This window comes from Streptomyces sp. NPDC057963 (assembly GCF_042887155.1).
In the GTDB taxonomy this organism is placed as follows: Bacteria; Actinomycetota; Actinomycetes; order Streptomycetales; family Streptomycetaceae; genus Streptomyces.
The window spans coordinates 1-20089 of record NZ_JBHVPX010000029.1; the positions used below are offsets into that span (position 1 = coordinate 1).

23 protein-coding genes are annotated in these 20089 nt (G+C 68.8%); 3 read left to right on the forward strand and 20 right to left on the reverse strand.

The window, feature by feature from the left end:
* The first annotated feature begins 47 nt into the window (after positions 1–47).
* Both ACFVT1_RS36180 and ACFVT1_RS36185 read left to right on the forward strand, forming a co-directional pair.
* Positions 48–1499, forward strand: a complete 1452-nt coding sequence (locus ACFVT1_RS36180; protein ID WP_389803698.1) for a recombinase family protein — start codon at positions 48–50, stop codon at positions 1497–1499.
* Positions 1500–1640: 141 nt separating this feature from the next.
* Positions 1641–1880: a helix-turn-helix domain-containing protein gene (locus tag ACFVT1_RS36185; protein ID WP_389803701.1), complete on the forward strand. Its 240-nt coding sequence runs from the start codon at positions 1641–1643 to the stop codon at positions 1878–1880.
* A gap of 92 nt (positions 1881–1972) precedes the next feature.
* Here the strand turns inward: ACFVT1_RS36185 and ACFVT1_RS36190 are convergent, their stop codons facing one another.
* The 4 genes from ACFVT1_RS36190 to ACFVT1_RS36205 form a co-directional block, all read right to left on the reverse strand.
* Positions 1973–2143: a hypothetical protein gene (locus ACFVT1_RS36190; protein ID WP_389803704.1), complete on the reverse strand. Its 171-nt coding sequence runs from the start codon at positions 2141–2143 to the stop codon at positions 1973–1975.
* Positions 2140–2274 (reverse strand): hypothetical protein, encoded by a 135-nt coding sequence (locus ACFVT1_RS36195; protein WP_389803707.1) that lies wholly within the window; start codon positions 2272–2274, stop codon positions 2140–2142. The genes ACFVT1_RS36190 and ACFVT1_RS36195 overlap by 4 nt, the downstream gene beginning before the upstream one ends.
* Before the next feature lie 633 nt (positions 2275–2907).
* Entirely contained in the window at positions 2908–4092 is a 1185-nt protein-coding gene (locus ACFVT1_RS36200; protein WP_389803709.1) for a helix-turn-helix domain-containing protein, read from the reverse strand.
* 53 nt (positions 4093–4145) lie between these two features.
* Positions 4146–4784 (reverse strand): HAD family hydrolase, encoded by a 639-nt coding sequence (locus ACFVT1_RS36205; RefSeq protein WP_389803950.1) that lies wholly within the window; start codon positions 4782–4784, stop codon positions 4146–4148.
* A gap of 76 nt (positions 4785–4860) precedes the next feature.
* Between ACFVT1_RS36205 and ACFVT1_RS36210 the strand changes: the two genes are divergently transcribed.
* Positions 4861–5064: a hypothetical protein gene (locus ACFVT1_RS36210; RefSeq protein ID WP_389803711.1), complete on the forward strand. Its 204-nt coding sequence runs from the start codon at positions 4861–4863 to the stop codon at positions 5062–5064.
* Positions 5065–5124: 60 nt separating this feature from the next.
* Here the strand turns inward: ACFVT1_RS36210 and ACFVT1_RS36215 are convergent, their stop codons facing one another.
* The 16 genes from ACFVT1_RS36215 to ACFVT1_RS36290 form a co-directional block, all read right to left on the reverse strand.
* Positions 5125–5382 carry a hypothetical protein gene (locus ACFVT1_RS36215; protein ID WP_389803713.1) on the reverse strand — a complete coding sequence of 86 codons (258 nt, stop codon included), beginning with the start codon at positions 5380–5382 and terminating at the stop codon, positions 5125–5127.
* Complete coding sequence (locus ACFVT1_RS36220) at positions 5379–5621, reverse strand: holin (protein ID WP_389803716.1); 243 nt, start codon at positions 5619–5621, stop codon at positions 5379–5381. The genes ACFVT1_RS36215 and ACFVT1_RS36220 overlap by 4 nt, the downstream gene beginning before the upstream one ends.
* Positions 5621–6556 carry an N-acetylmuramoyl-L-alanine amidase gene (locus tag ACFVT1_RS36225; protein WP_389803719.1) on the reverse strand — a complete coding sequence of 312 codons (936 nt, stop codon included), beginning with the start codon at positions 6554–6556 and terminating at the stop codon, positions 5621–5623. Before ACFVT1_RS36225 ends, ACFVT1_RS36220 begins: the two co-directional genes overlap by 1 nt.
* Positions 6556–6786: a hypothetical protein gene (locus tag ACFVT1_RS36230; protein WP_389803722.1), complete on the reverse strand. Its 231-nt coding sequence runs from the start codon at positions 6784–6786 to the stop codon at positions 6556–6558. The genes ACFVT1_RS36225 and ACFVT1_RS36230 overlap by 1 nt, the downstream gene beginning before the upstream one ends.
* 1 nt (position 6787) lies before the next feature.
* Positions 6788–7102 (reverse strand): hypothetical protein, encoded by a 315-nt coding sequence (locus ACFVT1_RS36235; RefSeq protein WP_389803725.1) that lies wholly within the window; start codon positions 7100–7102, stop codon positions 6788–6790.
* 13 nt (positions 7103–7115) lie between these two features.
* Positions 7116–7910 (reverse strand): hypothetical protein, encoded by a 795-nt coding sequence (locus ACFVT1_RS36240; RefSeq protein ID WP_389803728.1) that lies wholly within the window; start codon positions 7908–7910, stop codon positions 7116–7118.
* A 1429-nt stretch (positions 7911–9339) separates the two neighbouring features.
* Positions 9340–10332 (reverse strand): hypothetical protein, encoded by a 993-nt coding sequence (locus ACFVT1_RS36245; protein WP_389803731.1) that lies wholly within the window; start codon positions 10330–10332, stop codon positions 9340–9342.
* Positions 10333–10354: 22 nt separating this feature from the next.
* Positions 10355–11791 (reverse strand): hypothetical protein, encoded by a 1437-nt coding sequence (locus tag ACFVT1_RS36250; protein WP_389803734.1) that lies wholly within the window; start codon positions 11789–11791, stop codon positions 10355–10357.
* The gene (locus tag ACFVT1_RS36255) at positions 11791–15000 is read right to left on the reverse strand and encodes a hypothetical protein (RefSeq protein ID WP_389803737.1); all 3210 of its coding nucleotides are present in this window, start codon (positions 14998–15000) and stop codon (positions 11791–11793) included. Before ACFVT1_RS36255 ends, ACFVT1_RS36250 begins: the two co-directional genes overlap by 1 nt.
* A gap of 284 nt (positions 15001–15284) precedes the next feature.
* Positions 15285–15731, reverse strand: coding sequence for a hypothetical protein (locus ACFVT1_RS36260; protein WP_389803739.1), 447 nt, complete (start codon positions 15729–15731; stop codon positions 15285–15287).
* A gap of 99 nt (positions 15732–15830) precedes the next feature.
* A complete protein-coding gene (locus tag ACFVT1_RS36265) occupies positions 15831–16208 on the reverse strand; it encodes a hypothetical protein (protein ID WP_389803741.1) in 378 nt (125 codons plus the stop codon).
* Positions 16205–16789, reverse strand: a complete 585-nt coding sequence (locus ACFVT1_RS36270) for a hypothetical protein (RefSeq protein ID WP_389803744.1) — start codon at positions 16787–16789, stop codon at positions 16205–16207. Before ACFVT1_RS36270 ends, ACFVT1_RS36265 begins: the two co-directional genes overlap by 4 nt.
* On the reverse strand, positions 16780–17595 hold the full coding sequence (locus tag ACFVT1_RS36275; protein WP_389803745.1) for a hypothetical protein: 816 nt from the start codon (positions 17593–17595) through the stop codon (positions 16780–16782). The genes ACFVT1_RS36270 and ACFVT1_RS36275 overlap by 10 nt, the downstream gene beginning before the upstream one ends.
* Entirely contained in the window at positions 17595–18311 is a 717-nt protein-coding gene (locus tag ACFVT1_RS36280; protein ID WP_389803748.1) for a hypothetical protein, read from the reverse strand. Before ACFVT1_RS36280 ends, ACFVT1_RS36275 begins: the two co-directional genes overlap by 1 nt.
* 2 nt (positions 18312–18313) lie before the next feature.
* The gene (locus ACFVT1_RS36285) at positions 18314–19018 is read right to left on the reverse strand and encodes a hypothetical protein (protein ID WP_389803751.1); all 705 of its coding nucleotides are present in this window, start codon (positions 19016–19018) and stop codon (positions 18314–18316) included.
* Positions 19019–19094: 76 nt separating this feature from the next.
* On the reverse strand, positions 19095–20078 hold the full coding sequence (locus ACFVT1_RS36290; RefSeq protein ID WP_389803754.1) for a glycosyltransferase family 4 protein: 984 nt from the start codon (positions 20076–20078) through the stop codon (positions 19095–19097).
* Positions 20079–20089 lie beyond the last annotated feature (11 nt).

Genomic DNA, 20089 nt, shown 5'->3' on the forward strand with positions numbered 1-20089 from the left:
CTAGCAAACCTCTGCGAAAGACCTACTTAAACTGCCAGGCTGGGGCCATGAGCCCCATTCTTCGTAGCGCCATCGACACCGCAGCGGGTGGCCGTCAGTGCGCCGTCATCTACTGCCGCATCAGCCGCGACCGCGAAGGCGCCGGCCTCGGCGTAGCCCGACAACGCGAGGACTGCGAAGCGCTCGCCGCGCAACTCGGTCTCGAAGTTGTCGAGGTGTACGAGGACAACGATCTGAGCGCCTACAGCGGCAAACCGCGCCCCGACTACCGGCGCATGCTTCAAGACCTGCGAGACGGGCGCGCAGGCGCCATCCTGGCCTGGCACACGGACCGCCTCCACCGCTCCCCGGCCGAGCTGGAGGAGTACATCGACGTCTGCGAACCCCTTCATGTCGAGACGCGGACAGTGAAGGCCGGACACCTCGACCTCACCACCGCCACCGGTCGCATGATTGCGCGGCAGCTCGGCGTCCAGGCGAGGTACGAGGTGGAGCGCATGGTCGAGCGGCAGCGCCGAAAGCGCGACGAAATGGCCGCCAAAGGTCAGCACTTCGGCGGCCGTCGCCCCTTCGGGTGGGAAAAGGACGGCATGACGCCCATCGAGTGGGAATTCGACTGCATCCGCGAAGCTGCCCAGGCAATCCTTGCCGGCGCCTCTCTGCGATCCCTTGCTGCCGGATGGGTGGCCCGTGGCATCTTGACGAGCACAGGCGGGAAGTGGGAAGGCCCCGAGCTACGCGGCATGCTCCTGCGCCCTCGAAATGCTGGCATCGTGCAGCACCGCGGCGAAGAAGTCGGCCCCGCACTATGGTCTGCGCCGCTCGACGAACCCACGTGGCGAAGCGTCTGCGCCGTGCTCACCGACCCAGCGCGGCGAATTACCCCGGGCAACGAGCGCAAGTACCTGGGGAGCGGCCTGTATCTATGCGGGATCTGCGCCGACGGAACGACGATGCGCGCAGCCACCTCAAACTCCCGCAACCCGGGCTCGGACACGCGCTACTGGGGGGCGTACACGTGCCGGGACAAGAAGCATCTGTCCCGCCGCCGTGACCTTGTGGACGACATGGTGCAGTTGGCCATCCTTGACCGGCTCAGCCAGCCCGACGCCGCCGACCTCCTGGCCGCACGGGAGAACCCTGTCGATGTCCGTGAGGCGCAGACCGGCATGCGGCAGGCGCGGGCCACCCTTGATGAGCTGGCTTCCGCTCTCGGGTCCGGCGCCTTGGATATGCGGTCCTACCAGGTGGCGGCCGAGGCGGCGCGCGTCCGACTTGCAGCCGCGGAGAGCGTGATGTCCCGGGCGGTAGCGGTGAATCCTGTGGCGTGCCTGGTAGGCGTAGAGGACCCTGACGCGGCGTGGAACCGCCTGGACCTGTCCCGGCGGCGGGCGGTGGTGGCGCATCTGGTAGCCGTGACGATTCTCCCCTCGCGGAAGGGGCGTCAGCCGGGCGGTGGGTACTGGGATCCGGACTCTGTGCGGATCGAGTGGAAATAGCAGCGCCTCGCCCTGCGGCGAGGCGCTGCTTGTCCCTCCGGGCTGCCTGGGGGGCGATACCGGAGGGCCGTATTCCTCATAGTGACACAATGTAGGTTTTGCCCTACATACATTCGATCAGTAGCGTCCGAGCGTGGTGGAGTGCCACGCTCCGCCCCACCCCCTGACCACGTACTCGCACGCCGCCGAGCAGCAGGGGACCGGATACGCGCCGCCCGGCTGGCCGCCAGGCTTACCCAGCAAGTCGTTGCCGAGCGCGCTGGCATGGACCGGGCCACGTACAACCGCATCGAACAGGGACACTCCTCCCCACTGCTCGACTCGCTGTTCCTCATCGCCGACGCGATCGGCGTACCGCTCGCCGACCTCGTACGCGAGTAGGGGCCGCCCGGACCCCGGCCGCCGCCGGCCTCGGGTATGGGCGGGATCCCGCCCGCGGCTGGTCGGCGCGATGTCACAGCCGCGGGCGGGAGTCAGGGGGTGTGGCAGGAACAGGCGCAGCCGGCCTTTCGGCACTCGTGATGCAGCGACGGGTCGTCGAATCGTTCGGCGGCGACGCAGAGGGCGCTGACCGGGGAGCCCCACGCGGCCTCCATCCGGGCCAGGTGCGTATCCCATGCCGCCTCGTGCTCTTCAGGGCTCACGAGCGGCAGGCCGGATACGTTCGCGGCTGTGCGCAGGCGGGCAGCGCGCACGGTTGCTCGTGCACGTGGATCGTGATGCCGGGGCCGGTCGCACCGGCCACCTCGTACGCCTTCGACTCCTCAGAGGTCATGGGCTGGTCGCAGCGGTCACACATCATCGGCGCGCCTCCCGCCAGGCGCGGGTGAGCTGGACCGCGGTGGGGCACGGCGAGCAGCGGCAGGCCGCGCACACATAGGTATGGCCGAGGAGCGTGCGGTACTCCGCATCGCCGGGCGCTGGTTTCGTCAGGGTGATCACTGGCGGCCTTTCCAACAGGTCTGGCAGCAGCGGGGGAACCAACGGGCCGCACTTCCGTGCGCGTCGACCGGCCGCGGCCCGAGGTCATGTGCAGCGCCAGCGGCCAGGGTGACGCCACACCAGATGCACGTCGCACCGCGCTGCTGAGCGTTGGACAGCGACACAGGATCAGGCATGGTGAACTCATCCGGCACGGTCGGCTCCATGGGCGGTGGTAGGCGTGCAGCCACAGGAGACGATCGGCCAGCGCCGAGTCTGGCCCGGCAAGACAACGACCCCGTCTGGGACGAGCTTCCGGGTCACGGCGCCGCAGTGCCAGCAGGCTGCGCCGTGGAGGCGAGCAATACTCACCCGTCCCTCGACGAGCACAGGGGTAGTCATGGAGTCCTCCTCTACCTGTGTGATGCGGACAGGTAGAGCGTGGCCCCTGGGAAGAGCTGCAACTGCTACTCCCTGTAGCAGTCCTTCAGACAGCGCCGATCCAATGCGCGAAGTGCGACAAACCCTCAGCATCGGCGCGGTGGAATCGCCGCAAACTACCAGCGACTTCACGAGCCCACGGGTGCTCACGAGTGTGCTGCGGGGCCGCCGCGCGGGCCACCTTGAGGCTCTCGAACGCGTCCGCCTGAAGGCCCGCCCAGTCCTGCGCGCGGGCCAGCTCGATATAGAAGCCGGAGCGGCGCTCGGCCGGCAGACCAGTTGGCGGCTTCCACTCGGTGGCCACGCGCAGGGCACGGTCGACATGGTCGCGGCCGAGGCTGACAGCGACGGAAACTTCGTGGATCCGGACCGAGTCCGGGCCGAACGTGGTGCCCAGGTAGACACCCTCGCGCGCGACTTGGTCGCCAAGCTGCCGGGCGTGCGTCAGGTGGATATCGGCGCCCCCCACGTTCCCGCCTCGCCCAGCAATCACGGCGGCACGCATGTGGAGGGCGCCGCGGGCAGCCGCTTCAGAGCGGGACGATGGCGCGGGAGCGGCCTCGATCGCCTGCTCCAGTGCGGCAAGTCCCACAGCATGGGCCCGAGCCGCGAAGAAGACCTCGGTCCGTACGTACGCCGTGGCGGCCTGGACCAGCGGATCCCCTGAGCGGTCAGCTGCCCAGCGCATTAAGTCGATTAGCCTGGCGGACAGGTCGCGCTCCCCGTACTTGAACGCGATCGCGTCGGCGGTTCGGGCGGCAGCTGCCAGCATTCTGGCAGCTGCCCGATGATCGGTGCTGCGCGCGGCGTGGACGTACCGGATGGCGTCGCCGAGGATGCTTGGGATCGCATCTGCGATCCGGCCGTACTGGGCAGCGAGCCGCCAGGCCACCGCGGTGTCGATGGCCTCCGCGAGTCCGTCCGGTGTCCGCGTCGGAGGCCCCTGCGGGAACTCGTACCCAGCGATTACTGCGGACAGTTCCGGGAGGGCCCGGTGGACGCGGCGCTCGGTGCCGACGTACCCCGTGCGTAGCTGCGTGGCGTCCACCTCAAGGGTGGCTGCGATCGCTTCGAGCACATCGTCGCTGGGTCGCCGCGCACCACGCTCGACGGCCCGGACGGTGGCGTAGGAGACGTGCGAAGCGGTGGCGAGACCGGTCTGAGTGAGGCGACGTGCGCGGCGACGTGCGGCGACCCGCTCACCGACCTCGTGTGGGGAGTCGGCGGACATGACCAGACCGTACCCGCACTGTCACTGTGCGGGTACGGAATCGCGTGTACTGCCTACTCGTCGGTGATCGTGGCCAAGTCCATGAGAGAACCGATCACCCAGTCCGCGGTCTCCTGTACCTGCGGGTCGTTCGCCCACAGATGCCCCCACGGCCCACGTCGAAGATGTGCCGTGCGAAGACCGGCCTGGGCGGCCGGGAAGACATCGTTCATGGGATGGTCGCCGACGTAGAGGGTGTCCCACGCAAGGGCCCCGGAGGCGTCGAGAACCCGGGCGAAGAACTCGGGGCTCGGCTTGGCGCAGCCCCACTCCCCGGAAGTGGCGATGAAGTCCACCGGCAAATCCAGCGCCCGCAACAGCTGACCGGCCTTCACCGTCTGGTTCCCCGCGACAACGACCCGGAGGCCGAGCTCCTGCAACGCGCTGAGCGCGGGGCGCACGTCGTCGTACAGGTCGGTCTCGTCGAGGTGCTCACCGTGGCCGGCGGCCTCGCGTGCGGCGTACTCGGCCGGGACATCAATGCCGGGGCGAAGGAGGCGGAGGGCCTCGGCGTTGTCGAGGCCCTGGGCGGTGACGGCGCCGACGAGCGCAGACAGGGTGTGTCTAGGGACGCCCAGCCAGTCGGCCCAGGACGCCCAGTACCGGTCGTCGCGGACGAGGGTCTCACCGATGTCGAACACAATCGTCTGAATCACCCGGCGAGCCTACGGGCGGCACCCGGGTGTGTGGCACCGAGAGGTGGCCGGAATCAGCCAGTAGTATCCGGCAGTGGCAATCGAACTGACTGATGAGCTAATCGAGCTGGAACGCGCGGCCTGGGCCGAGCAGCAGAACAACGTGCTGACGGTGGAGACCGCGGCCCGGGTACAGGCGGCGATCACCGCCCACGCCGAGGCAACTGGGCAGTCCCGGTACGAGGTCGAGCGTGAGCTGAAGCGGGTCGTCCGGCACCCGGCCGAGGACGACAGCTGACCCCTGGACTCGCGAAACCGCCCCCTGTACGGGCCGAGGCCAGGCAGGGGGCGCCGTGGTTCAGCGTAGGAGCGCGAGCATGCCAGTCGCCGCGCCACCCACCCCCGCAAGGACGCCGATCGTAGGCAGCGGCCACCGGCCACGTTCCAGAGCGGCAACCCGGGCCTGCAGCGCGTCGATGTCTGACTCGACCGTCGCCGTCCGTTGGAGCGCCAAGTCCAGCCGCCCATTCAGCTCGGCGAACCCCGTCCTGATCTCCCCGCGCATCTCCGCGAGTTCAACCGCGACACGGTCGCCACCGCTGCTTGCCGGAGTCACCTGCGATCCCTGACGGTCTCGGTGAGCCCCGGGCCGCCCCCGGCGCCGGACGCGCTGATCGCGGTCAGCACCGCCAGGAGCGCAGCACTTCCGGCAAGCGAGAGACTCTGACCCCAGTCGACATCGAGGACACCCACAGCGTCGAGGCCGGCCGCCGCGATGAAGGCCTGCGCAGCAGTACGCACAGAGCGCTCGCCAGTAGCAACCCAGAACGCGGCAGTGAACATCGGCGCAGCCATCAGGACTCCACGGTGTTGTCGTCGATGACGGCCCGCTTGATCGCGGTCTCGACCGCGGTGACGACGGTCTGCGTGTCGGCGCCCGTGCCGACCTGACCGGCGAGCGCGGTGATCGCGGCGGTCTGGGCGGCCATCCGCCTGTCCATGTTTCGGATGCGGGCCTGCACGTCCTTCAGGATCGACTGCGCCTGCCAGGTCGGGTTCGTCTTGTGGTCCGCAGCGTCCGCCGGACCGCCGATCGCGTCCGTCTTCCATACGGCGTCGAAGATGTCCTTCTTGGTGATCCCTGCCATGGGGTCCTCCTCGTTCGGGTTCCAGCTCGCGGGGTGCTTCAGCCGCTCGGCCACATCTGCGCGGAGCTCGGGCATGTCGATGCCGCGCGGATCGACCTTGTCGGCGCTCCACTCGCGGTGGCCGATCACGGACTTCGCCGACCAGCCGTGCGCCCGGCACAGCGCGGCCTGGACGCGGACAATCGCCTGGTACTGCGCCCTGGGCCAGGGGTCCTTGCCGTCGCCGAGGTTCTCGCACTCCCAGCCGTAGAAGCGCGCGTTGCCGTCGGTTCCGTTCGCGTTGCCCTTCGTGGGCGGGGTCGGGCGGGTGCCGTAGGACTCGGCGATGACCTGCTCCAGCACACGCGGGTCGCCACCGCCGGCGTGGTTGGTCCGGCCCCAGCCGACCATGTGCACCCGGCCGTCCTTCGCGATCATCCCGTGGCACAGAGGGCCCGGCAGCGCTGTGTATCCGTCACGGACCATGGCGACCGTGGATGCGGTGCCCTTCGTGACCGTGTGGTGCACGATCGACCCGTTGACCGGACCCCACGGCCCCTTCGAGTTCCGGTTGTGCGCGCGCCAGTTACCGACCTCCACGACGTGGACGCCCTCGGCGCGGAGCGCCTGGAGCAGCCGGTCGGCGCTCAGCGGGGCCGCCATCAGCCGTCCTCCGTCGTCCGGGTTCGGGCGATCGCTGCGTTGGCCCAGAACATGACCTCTTCGAGCTTGGTGATCGCGAGAGCCTGTTCCCGCCCGTCGGGGCACATGTCCACGATCGTCGCGGCGAGCCCCGCGCATGCTCCACGCATCGTGGCGTGAGCTGCGGCGCGCTCGCGAGTCACGGGAGCGTGGTAGGTGAACCGGTGCGTCAGGTCGTCGGCGGTAAACACGTCAGCGTCCCTTCTTCTGCGTGCCACCCACAGTCGGGTGGGGCGGGGTGTACCCGGACATGCGGGCTGCGGTCTCCGCCGGGATACCGGCCGCGATCAGGGCCTCGTAGTCCTGGCGGGCGCGCTCCTGCGCAGCCGCTTCCTGCTCGGCCACCTGCTGCGCGTTCGCCGCCTCGATCGCTGCGACGCCCTCGTTGTACTCGGCCTCGGTGATCTCCACCGCGTCCTCGGGAGGCGCGGGCGAGTGCTCGATCCCGCTGACCGTGACCGTGGAATACGATCCGTCAGCGTGCCGGTAGAAATACGTTTCGTCCATGATTCAGCTCTTCCTAGACGCTGATGATGAGGGCCTGGATCGCCCACTGAATTCGGGTGTATGTGGCCCCGCCCGTACCGCGGCCCATCGTGATGGCCAGCGGCTCGGTCAGGGTTCCTCCGGCCGGGATACTCCGCTGCACGGTTTTACTCACCTGCGTATGCACAGCTGTGGCTGTGGAACTGCCGCGATTCACGAATGCCTGCATGTCGTCGCTTCCAATTCCAGCGACAGCAGACGAATTCGCAGGGAGCGTGAAATCGACATCGATACTCACGACCACCTGGGCGATGGCCTGGCGGCATGTGTCCGAGTTCGTCATGACGAGCGACTGCGTCGCAATCACCACGTCTCTACCGGCCGGAACCGGAGTGGCGGAATACGCCTGATCCCCCGACGTCGCCGCGCGCGTAACCCGGGTCCTGGGCTCCGAGCGCAGCACTCCGGCCCCGTCGCAGTAGACACCGCCAGCCGCGGTATCGACGGTGCACGAGTGAGGCCAGTCCTTCACCGCCACCGATACCGGACTGCCGGTCGACCCGTCGCCCGTCAGCCCGCACCCGGTCGCCACCGTCCCGCCCGTACCCCCGGCGACGAGGAGCCCGCCCGGTCCGCACGCCAGGAGGTTCGTCGGGCTCGGGTCCAGGCGCGGCGACGCCTTGAGCGGGGCCGCAGTGGTGCCCTGGCCGCCCAGGGCAATGCAGCTGCTATCGGCGACGACGAGCGGGGCCGGCTTCGCCGTGATCACGACGGGATTCGACGGGCTGCCTGCGCCGTCGACTTGGATGCCGTCGCCCGCGACGATCACGCACGAGCACCGGTCTGTGCCACACCCGCATCGGGCCACTGGACCACTCCAAAGTCAGAGATGGCCCGGCCCAGAACCAGCGGCACCACAAGCGTAGCCGCAGCCCTCGGCAAACCCGATAAACAGCGCAGCGACAACTGGGTAGCGACTACCCGTAAAGCGAACTAACCGAACAATTCCACAATCACGATCCCGTTCCCCCCGGCGGCCCCGTCGTACTTCGCTCCGTCCGACGAGAACGCGCCGCCAGCGCCGCCACCACGTCCGCGGGACGTACCCCCCGGCCCGGACGTGGACCGGCCGTACCCGCCAAACCCGAGGTGGGAGTCCCCACCACGCCCGGACAGGCCACGCATCCCCATCCGGATAGCGCCCTCACCAGGCCCGCCACCCATGTTGATCTGCCCCGTTCCGCCCGTCGGCGCGCTGGTGCCGTTCGACGTCGTGTTCGACGTGCCGGAGGTCATGCCGTCCCCGCCACCGTTCCCACCGTTAGCGGTCACCGTGCCCCCGAAGCTGGACGCACCGCCCGTGCTACCGGCGTTGTTACCGCTCCCGCCTGCGCCACCCGCACCTACGACAACCGACTCCACACCCGCGAGAGCGCCGACCTCGATCACCGACTCCGAGTAGCCCCCACCCGACCCACCAGGCCGGGAAATCAGCTGCTTCGGGTCAGCGTCAGCGCCGGCCGAACCACCGCCACCGGCCTGGACCTTGACTCGTACGCGGGCCAGCCAGGGGTAATCGGCCTTCGTGAACTTGTACGTGCCGGGAGATGCGAACTGAACGACCTTACGGAGACCCATCGTGCCCGGGTTCAAGCAGAGTTCGCCGGTGTCATCCACGTTGAAGTACTCACCACATGCACAGACCGCAGCAGCCATGACCCCTCCCAAGGGGGTTGCAATGACGAGTCCGGCCCACAACCAGCGACTCCATCGAGACTAACCCTCGCTCGTCTCACCATCAGGCGCCCCGGCGCGCACGGTTGCCGTGAGGTGGACATCAACGCCAGCGGCGGGGACGGTGGGCAGTAGGCCAAGGCTGAGGACTGGCCGGGTACGCCACACCCGCACCACGACAGATGCCTTCGTGACCTCTTCCACGGTGACGGTGAGCGGCCCGCGCTCGCCATGCCCGGGGTCGACCGCAATGGCGCCGATGACAGGGGGCACCGGCAACAGGGTGTCGAACGTCCAGGTGGCGCGCCCGTTTCGGTCGGTGACAGCGACCGTCGCGGCCGGGGCCGGACCGGGTGGGCCCGGATCTCCCTGTGGTCCCTGCGGGCCGGTCTCGCCCCTCGGGCCGGGCTCGGGGCTGGACTTGGGCTGATGCTCAATCGACCGGGTACGCCGGTCCAGGTCGCGGAGTACCCCGCCGAGGGGGTTGTCGGGTGACCGCCTGGCGGCCGATCCTCGCAGCGCCATCAGCCCACCCCGGCCGGCGTGAGCTGGAGCGAGATGGTCTCTGAGCCGCCGTCCTCTTTGACTTTGACCGTGGCGATCTTCATGGCCTGGGAGATCGTCCGGCAGGTCTGGGTGGTGGTGACGTCCACACACCAGCCAGGTACGAGGGCCGGTATGTCCACGCTCGCGTCCGGGGACAGCGTCGCTTCCTGGGAGTCGAGGAACACGGGGGCGGGACAGCTCGCGGCGAGTCGGGAGCGGGCTGCGGCCTCGGCCGAGGCGTCGTCCAGGATCGACGTCTCCTCCACCACTCGCTCGATCAGCCCGTAGTACGGGTGGACGCCGCCGGCCACGCCCTTCACGTCGTCCTTGCCATGCACCACCCACCGGGTGGCGAGCGCCAGCCCGTCCTCGACGACCACCAGCTCGTCGGCGAAGTCCGCGTCGGACAGTGAGGCGACGCGCGCGGAGTGATCCTCAGGCAGGATCAGGATCCGTGACCCGAGCGCGGTGAGGTCGAGCCCGGTCGCGGCAAGGTCCCGGAGGTGGTCTCCGGTCTGCCCCACGTCGACCTGGTAGGAGCGGCGGCCGCGGATACGGGACGGGGCCACGATCGTGACCATGTGCCCAGGGTCGTCCGGCTCGAACCCGTCATCGATCAGCCACTGCGCGACCTCGGCGAGTTCGTGATCCACGAACTCCTGGGTGGTGTGCGGGGTGCGGCGGTCCAGCCAGCCCAGGATGTCAACGGCGCTGATCTCGGCCCCGTCGACCGTCCACTCCACGCCGGTGATCGGCCCCTCCCACACCGGCGCGGTACCCCGGTAGATCGCGAGCTTGTGCCGCCACGTCCGGACGCGGGACAGCGCGGCGCAGCATTCCGCATCCGGCGCCACGACTACCTTCGCCTCGGACAGGTCGTCCAGGGCGCGGGACCACTCCACGGACAGCAGGATGTCGGTCCCCGCGACCACTGCACCGTCGCGGTCGGTGATCTGCGCTGTGTGTGACACGCAACCAGCCATACTCTCCTCCTCAGTACTCTCGGCCGGACAGCGACACCGTCACCGTCGCATCCGGGGCCGGGGTGAAAATCGCGTCAGCCGAGACTTCTACGCAGTACCGGTCACACGTCAGCAGCGGGAAGGCAAGAGGGCCGCCGTCGCGCCCGTACGCGTCCGTGGCGCTCTCGCACCGGCCGAGACATTCGACGGTCGCGCGGCCGACCTGCCCGTCCAGCGTCATGACACCGCCCGCTGCCACGAAAGCGATCTCGTACGTGCTGTGAGGGTTACAGCGCTCCAGCTCTACCACCTCGTCGCACGACAGCCCCTCGTGCTCCGCCGTCCGCTCATACAGGGTGATCGTGACGCGTCGCATGTCACGGCTCCCCGCGCTGACCTCGATGATCGGCACGGCACCGAACCACCGCGGCCAGCTGCTCAAGTCGAGTTCGTACGTCTCGGTGTTGACGGCCAAGGCGTGCCGGAAACAGGTCTCCGGCGGCGGAAGGACCGGCGGTGTGGGAGTCCTGCAGGACGGGTTACCGCACAGGTCTTCCGGGTCCGGGCACGCGGCCAGGCGGCATGTCGCGTCGCACGGGTCGCGTACGGGCTCCAGCGCCGGCCAGGCCACCTCGCACGCCGCGTCGGTGAGTTCGGCCGTCACTGCGCCCGGGGTCGCACAGGCCGTATCGGACGGCTCGATGCACACCGGGTCCGGCGGTCCTTCCGGGCCGCGGTGGATGCACCAGGTAATGCACTCGGTCCCGTCATCAGTCGGAGCCGGGACGTCGAGCACGGGCACAGGGTCGGTCCACAGCCACGGCGTCCCGGCGGTGAGGACGAACTCGACTGTGAGGACATCCGCACCGGACTGGCACATCCCGCTGCCCGTACAGCCGTTGCCGTTCCGTGCGATGACGCGCGGCCCATCGACCAGAGCGACACGGCGCAGCGTCCGGCGGTGCCGCTTCACGAACTCGTCGACGTCTTCGGTTTCGGGTGGGCAGCAGTTGTACACGGTGAGGCAGTCCCCGCCGCACCCGTCACCGCACCCGGACAGGGCTTGGGACAGCCACCGCAGCCCGTACGCGACTCCGCAGCACGTAGCGCCCAGGAGCACCCCGGTCACGGTGATCGTGCGGGGCTGGACGCGCGGCGCGCCGAGCGCGGCACCGCCGGTGACTGCCCCCGTCACGGACCGCGTGACCGGGTGGTCGTCCATGCCCTCGACGTCCAAGACGAGCAAGCCGGCGAAGTCGGCGGACTCTGGGACGTCCTCGTCCCACCACGGTGCCTCGTCCTCCCACGGGCTGGTGTACGGCTCATCCCCGACGTGCTCGGCGGTGAACGTCGGGCACCCGCACGCCCCCACGGAATCGAGCGGATGCCCGACACTCGCCAGATACGCGTCCAGCCGGGCCGAGTTGAAGAGTTCGACCCCGCCCAGGTTCATGAAGTCGGCGAACATCAGACCACCCCCGCCGCGAGAGTCATGCGGTTGAGTACGCGTCGGGCTGTCATGTGGGCATCGCCCGCCTCGTGGATCGTCCAGTGATTCGTGATGGTCGCCCCCGGCCGCGCGGCACTCGCCTGCGGCTCCTTGGCGCTTGTGGCAGCGAGGAAGTCCGCAAGTCCGGACTGTTCCGCCAGTTGCCGGGCACGAGCAGGCCGGGTCAACGGGATGATTACCTCAGGTCCGGCTTCCCCGACGAGTGCTGGCGTGGCCCGGGTGACGATCCCGCCGTCCGCGAACGGCAGCAGCCCCCGCACGGAGGACGGCAGGCCGCCCTTGATCTTCCCCATGATCTGGCCGCCGATGTCGCCAATCGTGGCGACGATCTTGCCGCCCAGGCCGGAGAACATCCCCACGATGCTGGAGATCAAAGAGCTCACGGCACTCCTGGCCGATCCCAGCGCGCTGCGGAACGCCCCGACAATCTTTGACCCCAGCGAGGACAGGGCAGAGCCGATCCGGCCCGGCAGCGCGGCGAAGAACGTCACGATGGACACACCCGCAGACCGCGCTGCGGCCAGGGCGGACGTCCCAGCGGATTGGAACATCGCGACCACCCGACCGGGCAGGGCTGCCAGGGCAGAACCGATCCGGCCCGGCAACGCCATGAAATACGCCACCGCCGACACGGCAAATCCGCTGATGGCACTGGTCGCCGCATTGAACGCCGACACGAACACGTTCAGGATCGTCGCGCCCAGCGAGGTGAGCGCTGACGCGATTTTCCCTGGCAGCTCGGTGAAGACGAACACGACCGAGGCCACGGCAGTGAGCAGCGCAATTCCCAGCGCAGCCACAGCCGACGTGAACAATTCGACGAGGAGACCGGGGAGCGCAGAAAGCGCAGTCATAATCATTCCTGGCAGGCCGGTGAAGAAACCGATCACGGCGGTAAGGCCGGTCTGAATTCCGATCGTAATGCTATTCCACAGCCCGGTGAAAAATCCGGAAAGCGTGGACCCAAGGGACGACAAGGCACCGACGATCTGCGATGGCAAATTGACGATGAAATTGACCACCGAGGTCAGGGCACCGGCAAGGCCGGTCAGTGCGGACACGACGAGCGAAACGATTGGAACGACAGTTTTGATAATCAGCCACGAGGCGAAACCAGCCGCGATTTCGAGGATTGGTGCGGCAATGCTGATCAGGAGGGACACGATCGGGGCCAAGGAGGCGACCAGCTCAGCAATTGGCGGCAAAAGCGGAACAAGTGCAGCAACTAGGGCATTAAGGGCGTCAACGATCGGCGGCAAAATCGGCAGGAGCGCGACCAGTACCTGACTGACGAGCGGCACCAAGGCGGCGACGAGTGTCGTGGCCGCAGCACCGACCGACGTCAGAAGCGGGGCTAGCCCCTGGGCGACACCCCCGAGACCTCCGCTCCCCCCAAGTGCGGCTGCGACCTGCGTGACTGCGGGAATCAGGGGCGTGAGCGCAGACAGGAGGCCGGACACAATTTCGACGACGGGACCGAGCAGCGGGACAACGGCTTGGACGGCGGAACCAAGCACAGCGCTGAAAAGGCCAGCCAACTGGACGACCGCTGGACCCAAGCTCTCGACAAGCATCGACACCAACGGGGCTGCGGCAGCCACGAGTTGAGTAAATGCAGGCACAACCGAACCAGTAAGAATAGGCAGAATTGAAGAAAATGCGCTACCCAAGGCGCTACCGATCTGAGCAGCGGCGGGCCCAAGCGCGGCGAAAAGCCCTTGAAATGCGCTACTCAATTCAGGAATGAGCGGCATCAAGGTACTGGAAACCGCGCTGACTACAGGCCCAATCGCAGCCGCCGCAGTCGACAAAGCGCCAGACAAAACACCCGAAAAAAGCTGGGCGAGCTGAGTAATAAGCGGCAGAAGCGGCTGAATCAGGGACCGGGCAGTGGTCAATACCTGAGTCAACGCACCAAGCGAACCACCACCTCCGGCCGACAAGGCGCCGAAGACGTCCCCGAGGATGCCGCCGACCTGGGCGACAACGGCGCCCAACTGCCGGAAAACTCCAAGGGCGCCCTGTACCCATGCAACGGCCTGCCCGCCCTGCGCCGCCTGCTGAAGGAAACCCCCGAACCGCGCCCCGAGGGAGACAATCGCGTTGCCGGTCTGGGCCCCGAACGCCTTGGACACCGCACCGGCAACCTGGGTGAGCCCGGAGACCACAGGTCCGATCGCAGCAGCCAGCCCGCTGGTGGCCTGAGTGGTCCCTTGGAGGATGCCCTGGATGGACTTGATACCAGTGGCGCTCTGGAGGAAGTTCCCGACCCGCTGGGCGGCGAGGCCGAAGTTCCCCGCAACAGCGGCCAGTCCGGACCTGAGGGGGCCGCTCAGGGCCTGCGCGACGCCGGTGATCTGGCTGGCCAACGGTTTGAAAAAGGCGTCTTGCACCGTCGACTTCAGCGAGTCGAACCCGGGCTTCAGTGCCCGCAGCTCGCGGGCAGCGGCCTGAGCTGCGGGCGACAGGTTTTCCAGGGCCTCCTCGAACTTCTTGGCGTCGTCGCCCAGGGCCGCTCCGAACGCGTCACCCACCCCGGACAAAGCCAGCTTCAGGGCCGAGGTCGCAACAACGACGCCGCCGATCACTGCGGGCAGCGCGGCAACGATCCCGATCGCCGGCGCGAGCGAGGCAACAAACGAGGAGATCCCGGCAGCCGCGGCCAACGCCGCGCCACCGATCGCCCCGAACTGCAACGCACTGGCCAGGACGGACCCCGCACCGCCCGCCAGGGACGTCAGCCCTCGCAGGGCCCGCGTGAAGTTGTTGACGTCCGGATTGACGGGGACGTTCAGCGTGGGCATGTTGTGCCCCCGCAGCCGGGCGTCAAAGGTGCTCAGGTCAGGGACGACCCGTACAGACAGTTCCTCGCCCGCAAGCGCTGCCCGCAGTCGCTCCACGAACCCGGTCAGGTCCGGCGAGACGGGGACGCTGATGCTGTCCAGCGACCGGAGGCCGGCCAGCAACTGGGCATCGAACCGGCGCAGGTCCGGCGTAACGGTGATCTGGACCGCACGCAGCTGCCGTTCCAGGTCACGCCCGACCCCGCGCATCCCTCGGTCGATCGCGCCCTTGATCCGTACACCGAGAGCGCGCGCTTCAGCGGCAACACCGGAGTCGTCCAGGGTGATCCGGATGCGTGCCGAGCCATCGACGTCGTCGGCCATCGAGCAACCTCACGAGACCTCGTGGTGGTTGCTCGGCCCAGAACCAGCAGCAATGCAAGCCTATCCGCGACGGCCATTCAGCCTCGCGTCCTCCGCCTCCATCTGCGCCGTCAACGCCGACGCCTGCGCCCTCGTCATCCCCGCCCCGGCCCCGGCCGGTCTTTCAGCGGGCCGTCGCCGAGCACCTGGTGGCGGGGCGTACAGCTTGGCCCGGTTCCGCTGCCGCTCCGCGTCGTCGGCCGCGGCCTGGTCCATCGCGGCCTCGGCTGCGTTCAGCAGGCGTGTCAGCGTCCACGTGCGGGGGTCGACCCCTTGGAGCGCGAGCTGGCCGTCCCACGAGTCCCACGAGGCGGCGACGCTGCGGCAGAGCCGTTGGACGACGTAGGAGGGCGCTGGCCGCCGTTGCCCCCGTAGATCTCCATCGTCCACTCCAGCAGCGCGACGATCACCCGGTGGGGCAGCCTCATCGTGTCGAACTGGGCGGCCGACTCCGGCAGCATCAGACCGGCCAGGAAGGCCCGGACAGCGTCCGTCGTCGTGCGCAGCTGGGCAGGCGTCATGCCGGCCGCGTTGCTCGGGTCGACGCCGAGTTCGGTGTACGTATCCTGCAACGCCTCGTAGGCGTCCAGGAACTCGTCGCCCATCACCTCGGGCTGGAACTCCAGCTCGATGTCATCACCGATCTCGGCGACGTGAGACTCGGTCCGGAGGGCGAAACTCTTCCTGGCCATGAGGGGCTCCCATAAGTCGTGCAGTGCCCGGCCCAAAACCAGCAGCACCACCAGAGTATCCGCGCCCGTCCTCTGCCGATCGGCTGCTCACCGGGCCTCTCAGAGGGTCTCGTGCAGAGCCCGAGCGAGGAAGTTGTTCGCAGTCGTTCCGGGATGGTGAACAACGGCCGCGTACACGGTCCGCCCGCCGGCCTGGAACCGCAGTGCGCGGGCGCGGCGAGGCCGGATGACGTGCGGCCTGGTCCCGTTGATGACGTAGATGCTGGCCGGGTGGGTTGAGGTGATGATCGCGGCCATGCCGCGGCCGGTGCCCTGGACGCTGAGGGTGATCCCGCGCCCCATGCTTCCGGGTGCCAGCTGCTCGGCGCGCCGAACGACCGGGGCGGCCCGTCGCCGCAGGATGCGTTCACCGATCCCGCCCGGCCGGCGCAGTGCTCGTTCCAGCCGGGTCGCGTCGATACGCACTTCCACACTCATGGTGAGACCTCCTCCGGGCACGGGGAGCACCCTGGCAGGGCGACAATGACGCGCTGCTCGATACCGACGCATCCGCCCTGCGGGCCGATGATCCGCTGCTGGCCCATCACGAAGCGCCGGCCGCGGCGTCCGGCGGTATGAGGCAGGCAGCACATGAGGCTGTTGTAGACGGTGACCGAGTCGAGGTGGGTCACTCGGGCCGTGGCCGCCAGTTCCTCGCAGGTGGGCGGGCAGCCCTGCTCGGTGACCATCGGGGCGCACCGCAGGAGCGTGACGACCAGCTCGACGGCAGTCGTGGGCGGCGGGGTGCATCCGCGCAGCCCGCGTACCTCCTGGTCCTCTTCGGGGAACCGGGTCGACGGGTAGATCCGGGCGACGTTCACCGTGAGTTGTCCGCCGGCCATGTCGCCGCTGCACGGGTCAACGCATTCGTCCCATGCTGGTGTCCCCGGCACGACGCAGGCCCGGCACGGACAGCCTGGCTGTTCGGGGATGGCGGTGGCGGTCTGGTCGAGTGCGGCGCACACACAGCCGAGGACGGCCTCAGTGAGGTCGTGGAGGGCGAAAGGGCTCAGGGCCATTGCCGCACCACCCTGGGGCGCCGGAAGTCCGGCGAGTACACCCGGGACGCGCTCGCCTGCCGGTACGGGTTCACCGCGAACAGCCAGGCGTCAGCGAGCGGGAGGCCGGTTCGGCCTTCGGAGTAGATGAGCGTCGGGTCAGGCTTCTCCCACTGGACGCCCTGCCTGGTCATGCGGGTGATGTTCGGATTGGCCTTGCACCCACACGAACCGCTGCCGCCTGTGCAGCCCTTCATGAGGTGGCACGTCAGCTCTGACACCGCAGCAATCGCCGCAGCATCCAGGGGGAGGCCGGTCCTGTACGTGACGCAGAGGGTGCCCGGGGTACCGCAGGGAGCGGCCATGTCCTGGCACGTCACCCAGCATTCGCCGTCGGTACGGACCAGCATGTTCGGGGAGTCGACCCGGTAGGCCTCCGGGACCAGGACATCCTCGCCGTCCTGGACGGACAGGATGTCGTACACCGGGCCGTCCAGGCGGATTTCGCACAACTCTCCGCACGAGCACGAGGAGGTGCAGCCGCAGACGCTGGCGTTGCGCCACTGCCCATCCGCGCCAAGGTACGGAATCCACCCCCCGGTGCTCTGCACACCAGCAGGGAACGAGAGCGGGTTGGAGTCGAGGCACGCTTTGCGGCAGGGGCGGACGGTGACGGGGCAGGACGGCCCCCACCTGCGCCCGGAGAGCGCCCACAGGATCTGGGAGGCAACCAGCGCCCAGCGCTGCACCTGGTCCTCAGGCGTGTCCTCCGGGACGTCACAGCACAGCTCAACCGGCCACGGATCGCAGACCGTTCCGACTGCCATCAGTGCCGCCCCTGCGCCTCGTACCGGCACGGCTCCGGGAACTGGCTACGGATGAAGGCACCGACCTGGCCGTGGGTGAACGTGTCGGGCATGGTCGACAGGAACGGCGCCTCTCGGGGGAAGCCGGGGCCGCGGGTGAGGATCTTCGGGTCGGTGATCTCCCGGCCGCCGAGCCGGTGCAGCGCCCCGTGCAGCGTGCGCTTGTGCAGGACGTCGAGACGGGCACCGGTGTCCAGGGTCTCCAGTAGCCCGGCCTTGGTCATCGGCATGGGTACGTGGAGTTCGTAGGACAGCGGGTCCGGGTGGCCGAGGCCGGCGAGCAGGGCCCGGGTCTCGCGCAGCCCGCGCAGGTACTTCCCGTTCGCGCGCGTGGCGTAGTACGCCTCGACCCGGCCGACCGGGCCCCGGTGAAGGACCGGCATCCGGTCGACGGGCTGCATCACGAAGAAGTCATCGTTCAGGTAAAGGAACTCCTCGGCGACCTCGGGGTGTTCGGCAGCGGCCCGAAGGTTCGCCGTGCTGTTCTCGTACTTCGTTCCGGACTGGGCGACAGGGATACGGCCGACGTCGGGCCCCACCCATGTCGGGCAGTAACCGGCGATCCACACCCGGCGGTGCGGAAGGCTCGCCAGGGTGCGCAGCGAATAGCGCAGCTGCTCGTTCTGGTTCCCCGGCCGCACCACGTAGACGATGTCCGGCCGCTCCCCGTCGCCCATGGTTAGGACACCTCGCAGAGTTCGCCCTCGACCGGCAGGTACCCGGTGGACGGCTCCGGCGGTGCGATGGTGGTGATGAACGGCCTGCGGTGGCAGGTCGGGCCGAGCGGGGTCAGCATCGGGCCGGGTGTGCCGGCCGCGTCCTGGGCCATCACGTCGTACGGGCCGACCCCCCACCGGCCACCCGACCTGGTGGACCCGGTGAGTGTGAAATTGACGGCTTCGTTGGCGAGTTCGAGGTCGCCGATGATGCCGTTGGAGACCCATGGCATCAGGAAGTACTGCCAGGCGCCCTCGCCGGTGTCCTCCTCCGGGCAGACGTCCTCACCGAGGATGTCCGCCCACAGCTCCATCGCAAACCCGGCGCGGCACGCGATCGAGCAGTCGTCCCAGCCGATGGGGCGACCTGCGTAGTCGTAGAAGACCGGCGACCCGGTCATGAGCTCAATGAGCTCCGGCGACGCTTGGTAGAAGACGAGTTCGATGTCGTACCCGTTGAGGGTCGGGCAGCCCTTCTTGTAGCCGCACTGGCGGCCGTTCGCGGCCTTGAAAGTGATGTCCTCGCCGTCCTCGATGTTGGCGTTCATTGCGAGGGAAGCGAAGCAGTCGGTGACGTAGGCGTTGTCGGGGCCGCAGACAGGGCGGCCACAGCCGTCGACGCGGGTGACTCGGAACGTGGACGCGTTGGCGATGAGCGGGGCGGACACTGGACCTCCACCATGGGTGTTGAGGGGCCCGGCCCAGAACCAGCGGCACCCCCAGCGTAGCGCCCGGCCGTCCCGTCTACCGGTGCACGGGGCGCGCCGCTGGCCGTGCTCGGTAGGGACGGTAGCCCGGGGTGCGGAGGCTGCGGCACACGGTCTCGAACTCGGCGAGGTTGGCCCCGTAGTCGAGTCGTTCCGTGTGGGCCCGCGCCCTGGCCGATGCCTCTGCGTAGACCGCCGCGTCCGTCAGGCGGTGGAGCTCGTCGACCCAGCGGTCGGTGTCCTCGCGCGGGATGTACGTGGCCGCGTCTCCAAGGGCTTCACGCATGCCGGGCAGCGGGGCGGCGAGGACGGGGATGCCGGACAGCATCGCCTCGACGCCGGCACGGCCGTAGGACTCGGTCGTGGACGGCATCAGCAGCACGCGTGTCTGGGCGTACACGGTCCGCGGGTCGGTGCGGTTGACCAGTTCGACGTTCGCCGGGAGCAGCGCGTCCGGGGTGTGCCCTGTCGCCCGCACCATCAGGAATGAGGTGTCCGGCATCCGTGCGGCCACCGCGGCCAGGACGTCGGCCCCCTTCGCGCCCGTCGACCCGTTCAGGGTGACCATGCCGCCGGGGGCAGTGCGGTACAGGCCGGGGTCGATCGGGGGCGGGAGGACCAGGGCCCTGCCCCGGTAGGCCGGGTAGTGGTCCCGGCACGCGGCTGACGGGAACCATGCCAGGGACGGGCGGCCGAGGTCGCGGTCGTCTGCCATCCCGTGCACCATCAGCAGGTGCGGCACCCGCCCGGACTGCGCCACGATCCGCGGCGCTTTACGGTCCCCGTGGTGCGAGATCAGCAGCTCCGGCCGTGAAGCCTGGACGGCGCGCCGCCAGTACCGCAGCGGCCACACCCTCACCCCGGCCTCGACACGGACGTCACCGGGCTCCTTGATTGTCGTCACCACGTCCACCGCGTGCCCGGCCGCCACGAGCCCGCGCACGTACTCGTAACTGGTGACGAACGCCCCTGTGGGGAGGGCGCCTTGCCCATACACCGGCAGGATCACGAGGACACGCATGGGTGGTGCCT

Coding starts and splice junctions, on each gene's coding strand:
- ACFVT1_RS36180 (WP_389803698.1), top strand. CDS start 48: ATGAGCCCCATTCTTCGTAGCGCCATCGACACCGCAGCGGGTGGCCGT.
- ACFVT1_RS36195 (WP_389803707.1), bottom strand. CDS start 2,274: ATGACCTCTGAGGAGTCGAAGGCGTACGAGGTGGCCGGTGCGACCGGC.
- ACFVT1_RS36200 (WP_389803709.1), bottom strand. CDS start 4,092: ATGTCCGCCGACTCCCCACACGAGGTCGGTGAGCGGGTCGCCGCACGT.
- ACFVT1_RS36220 (WP_389803716.1), bottom strand. CDS start 5,621: ATGGCTGCGCCGATGTTCACTGCCGCGTTCTGGGTTGCTACTGGCGAG.
- ACFVT1_RS36225 (WP_389803719.1), bottom strand. CDS start 6,556: ATGGCGGCCCCGCTGAGCGCCGACCGGCTGCTCCAGGCGCTCCGCGCC.
- ACFVT1_RS36235 (WP_389803725.1), bottom strand. CDS start 7,102: ATGGACGAAACGTATTTCTACCGGCACGCTGACGGATCGTATTCCACG.
- ACFVT1_RS36250 (WP_389803734.1), bottom strand. CDS start 11,791: ATGTTCGCCGACTTCATGAACCTGGGCGGGGTCGAACTCTTCAACTCG.
- ACFVT1_RS36255 (WP_389803737.1), bottom strand. CDS start 15,000: ATGGCCGACGACGTCGATGGCTCGGCACGCATCCGGATCACCCTGGAC.
- ACFVT1_RS36260 (WP_389803739.1), bottom strand. CDS start 15,731: ATGGCCAGGAAGAGTTTCGCCCTCCGGACCGAGTCTCACGTCGCCGAG.
- ACFVT1_RS36265 (WP_389803741.1), bottom strand. CDS start 16,208: ATGAGTGTGGAAGTGCGTATCGACGCGACCCGGCTGGAACGAGCACTG.
- ACFVT1_RS36270 (WP_389803744.1), bottom strand. CDS start 16,789: ATGGCCCTGAGCCCTTTCGCCCTCCACGACCTCACTGAGGCCGTCCTC.
- ACFVT1_RS36275 (WP_389803745.1), bottom strand. CDS start 17,595: ATGGCAGTCGGAACGGTCTGCGATCCGTGGCCGGTTGAGCTGTGCTGT.
- ACFVT1_RS36280 (WP_389803748.1), bottom strand. CDS start 18,311: ATGGGCGACGGGGAGCGGCCGGACATCGTCTACGTGGTGCGGCCGGGG.
- ACFVT1_RS36290 (WP_389803754.1), bottom strand. CDS start 20,078: ATGCGTGTCCTCGTGATCCTGCCGGTGTATGGGCAAGGCGCCCTCCCC.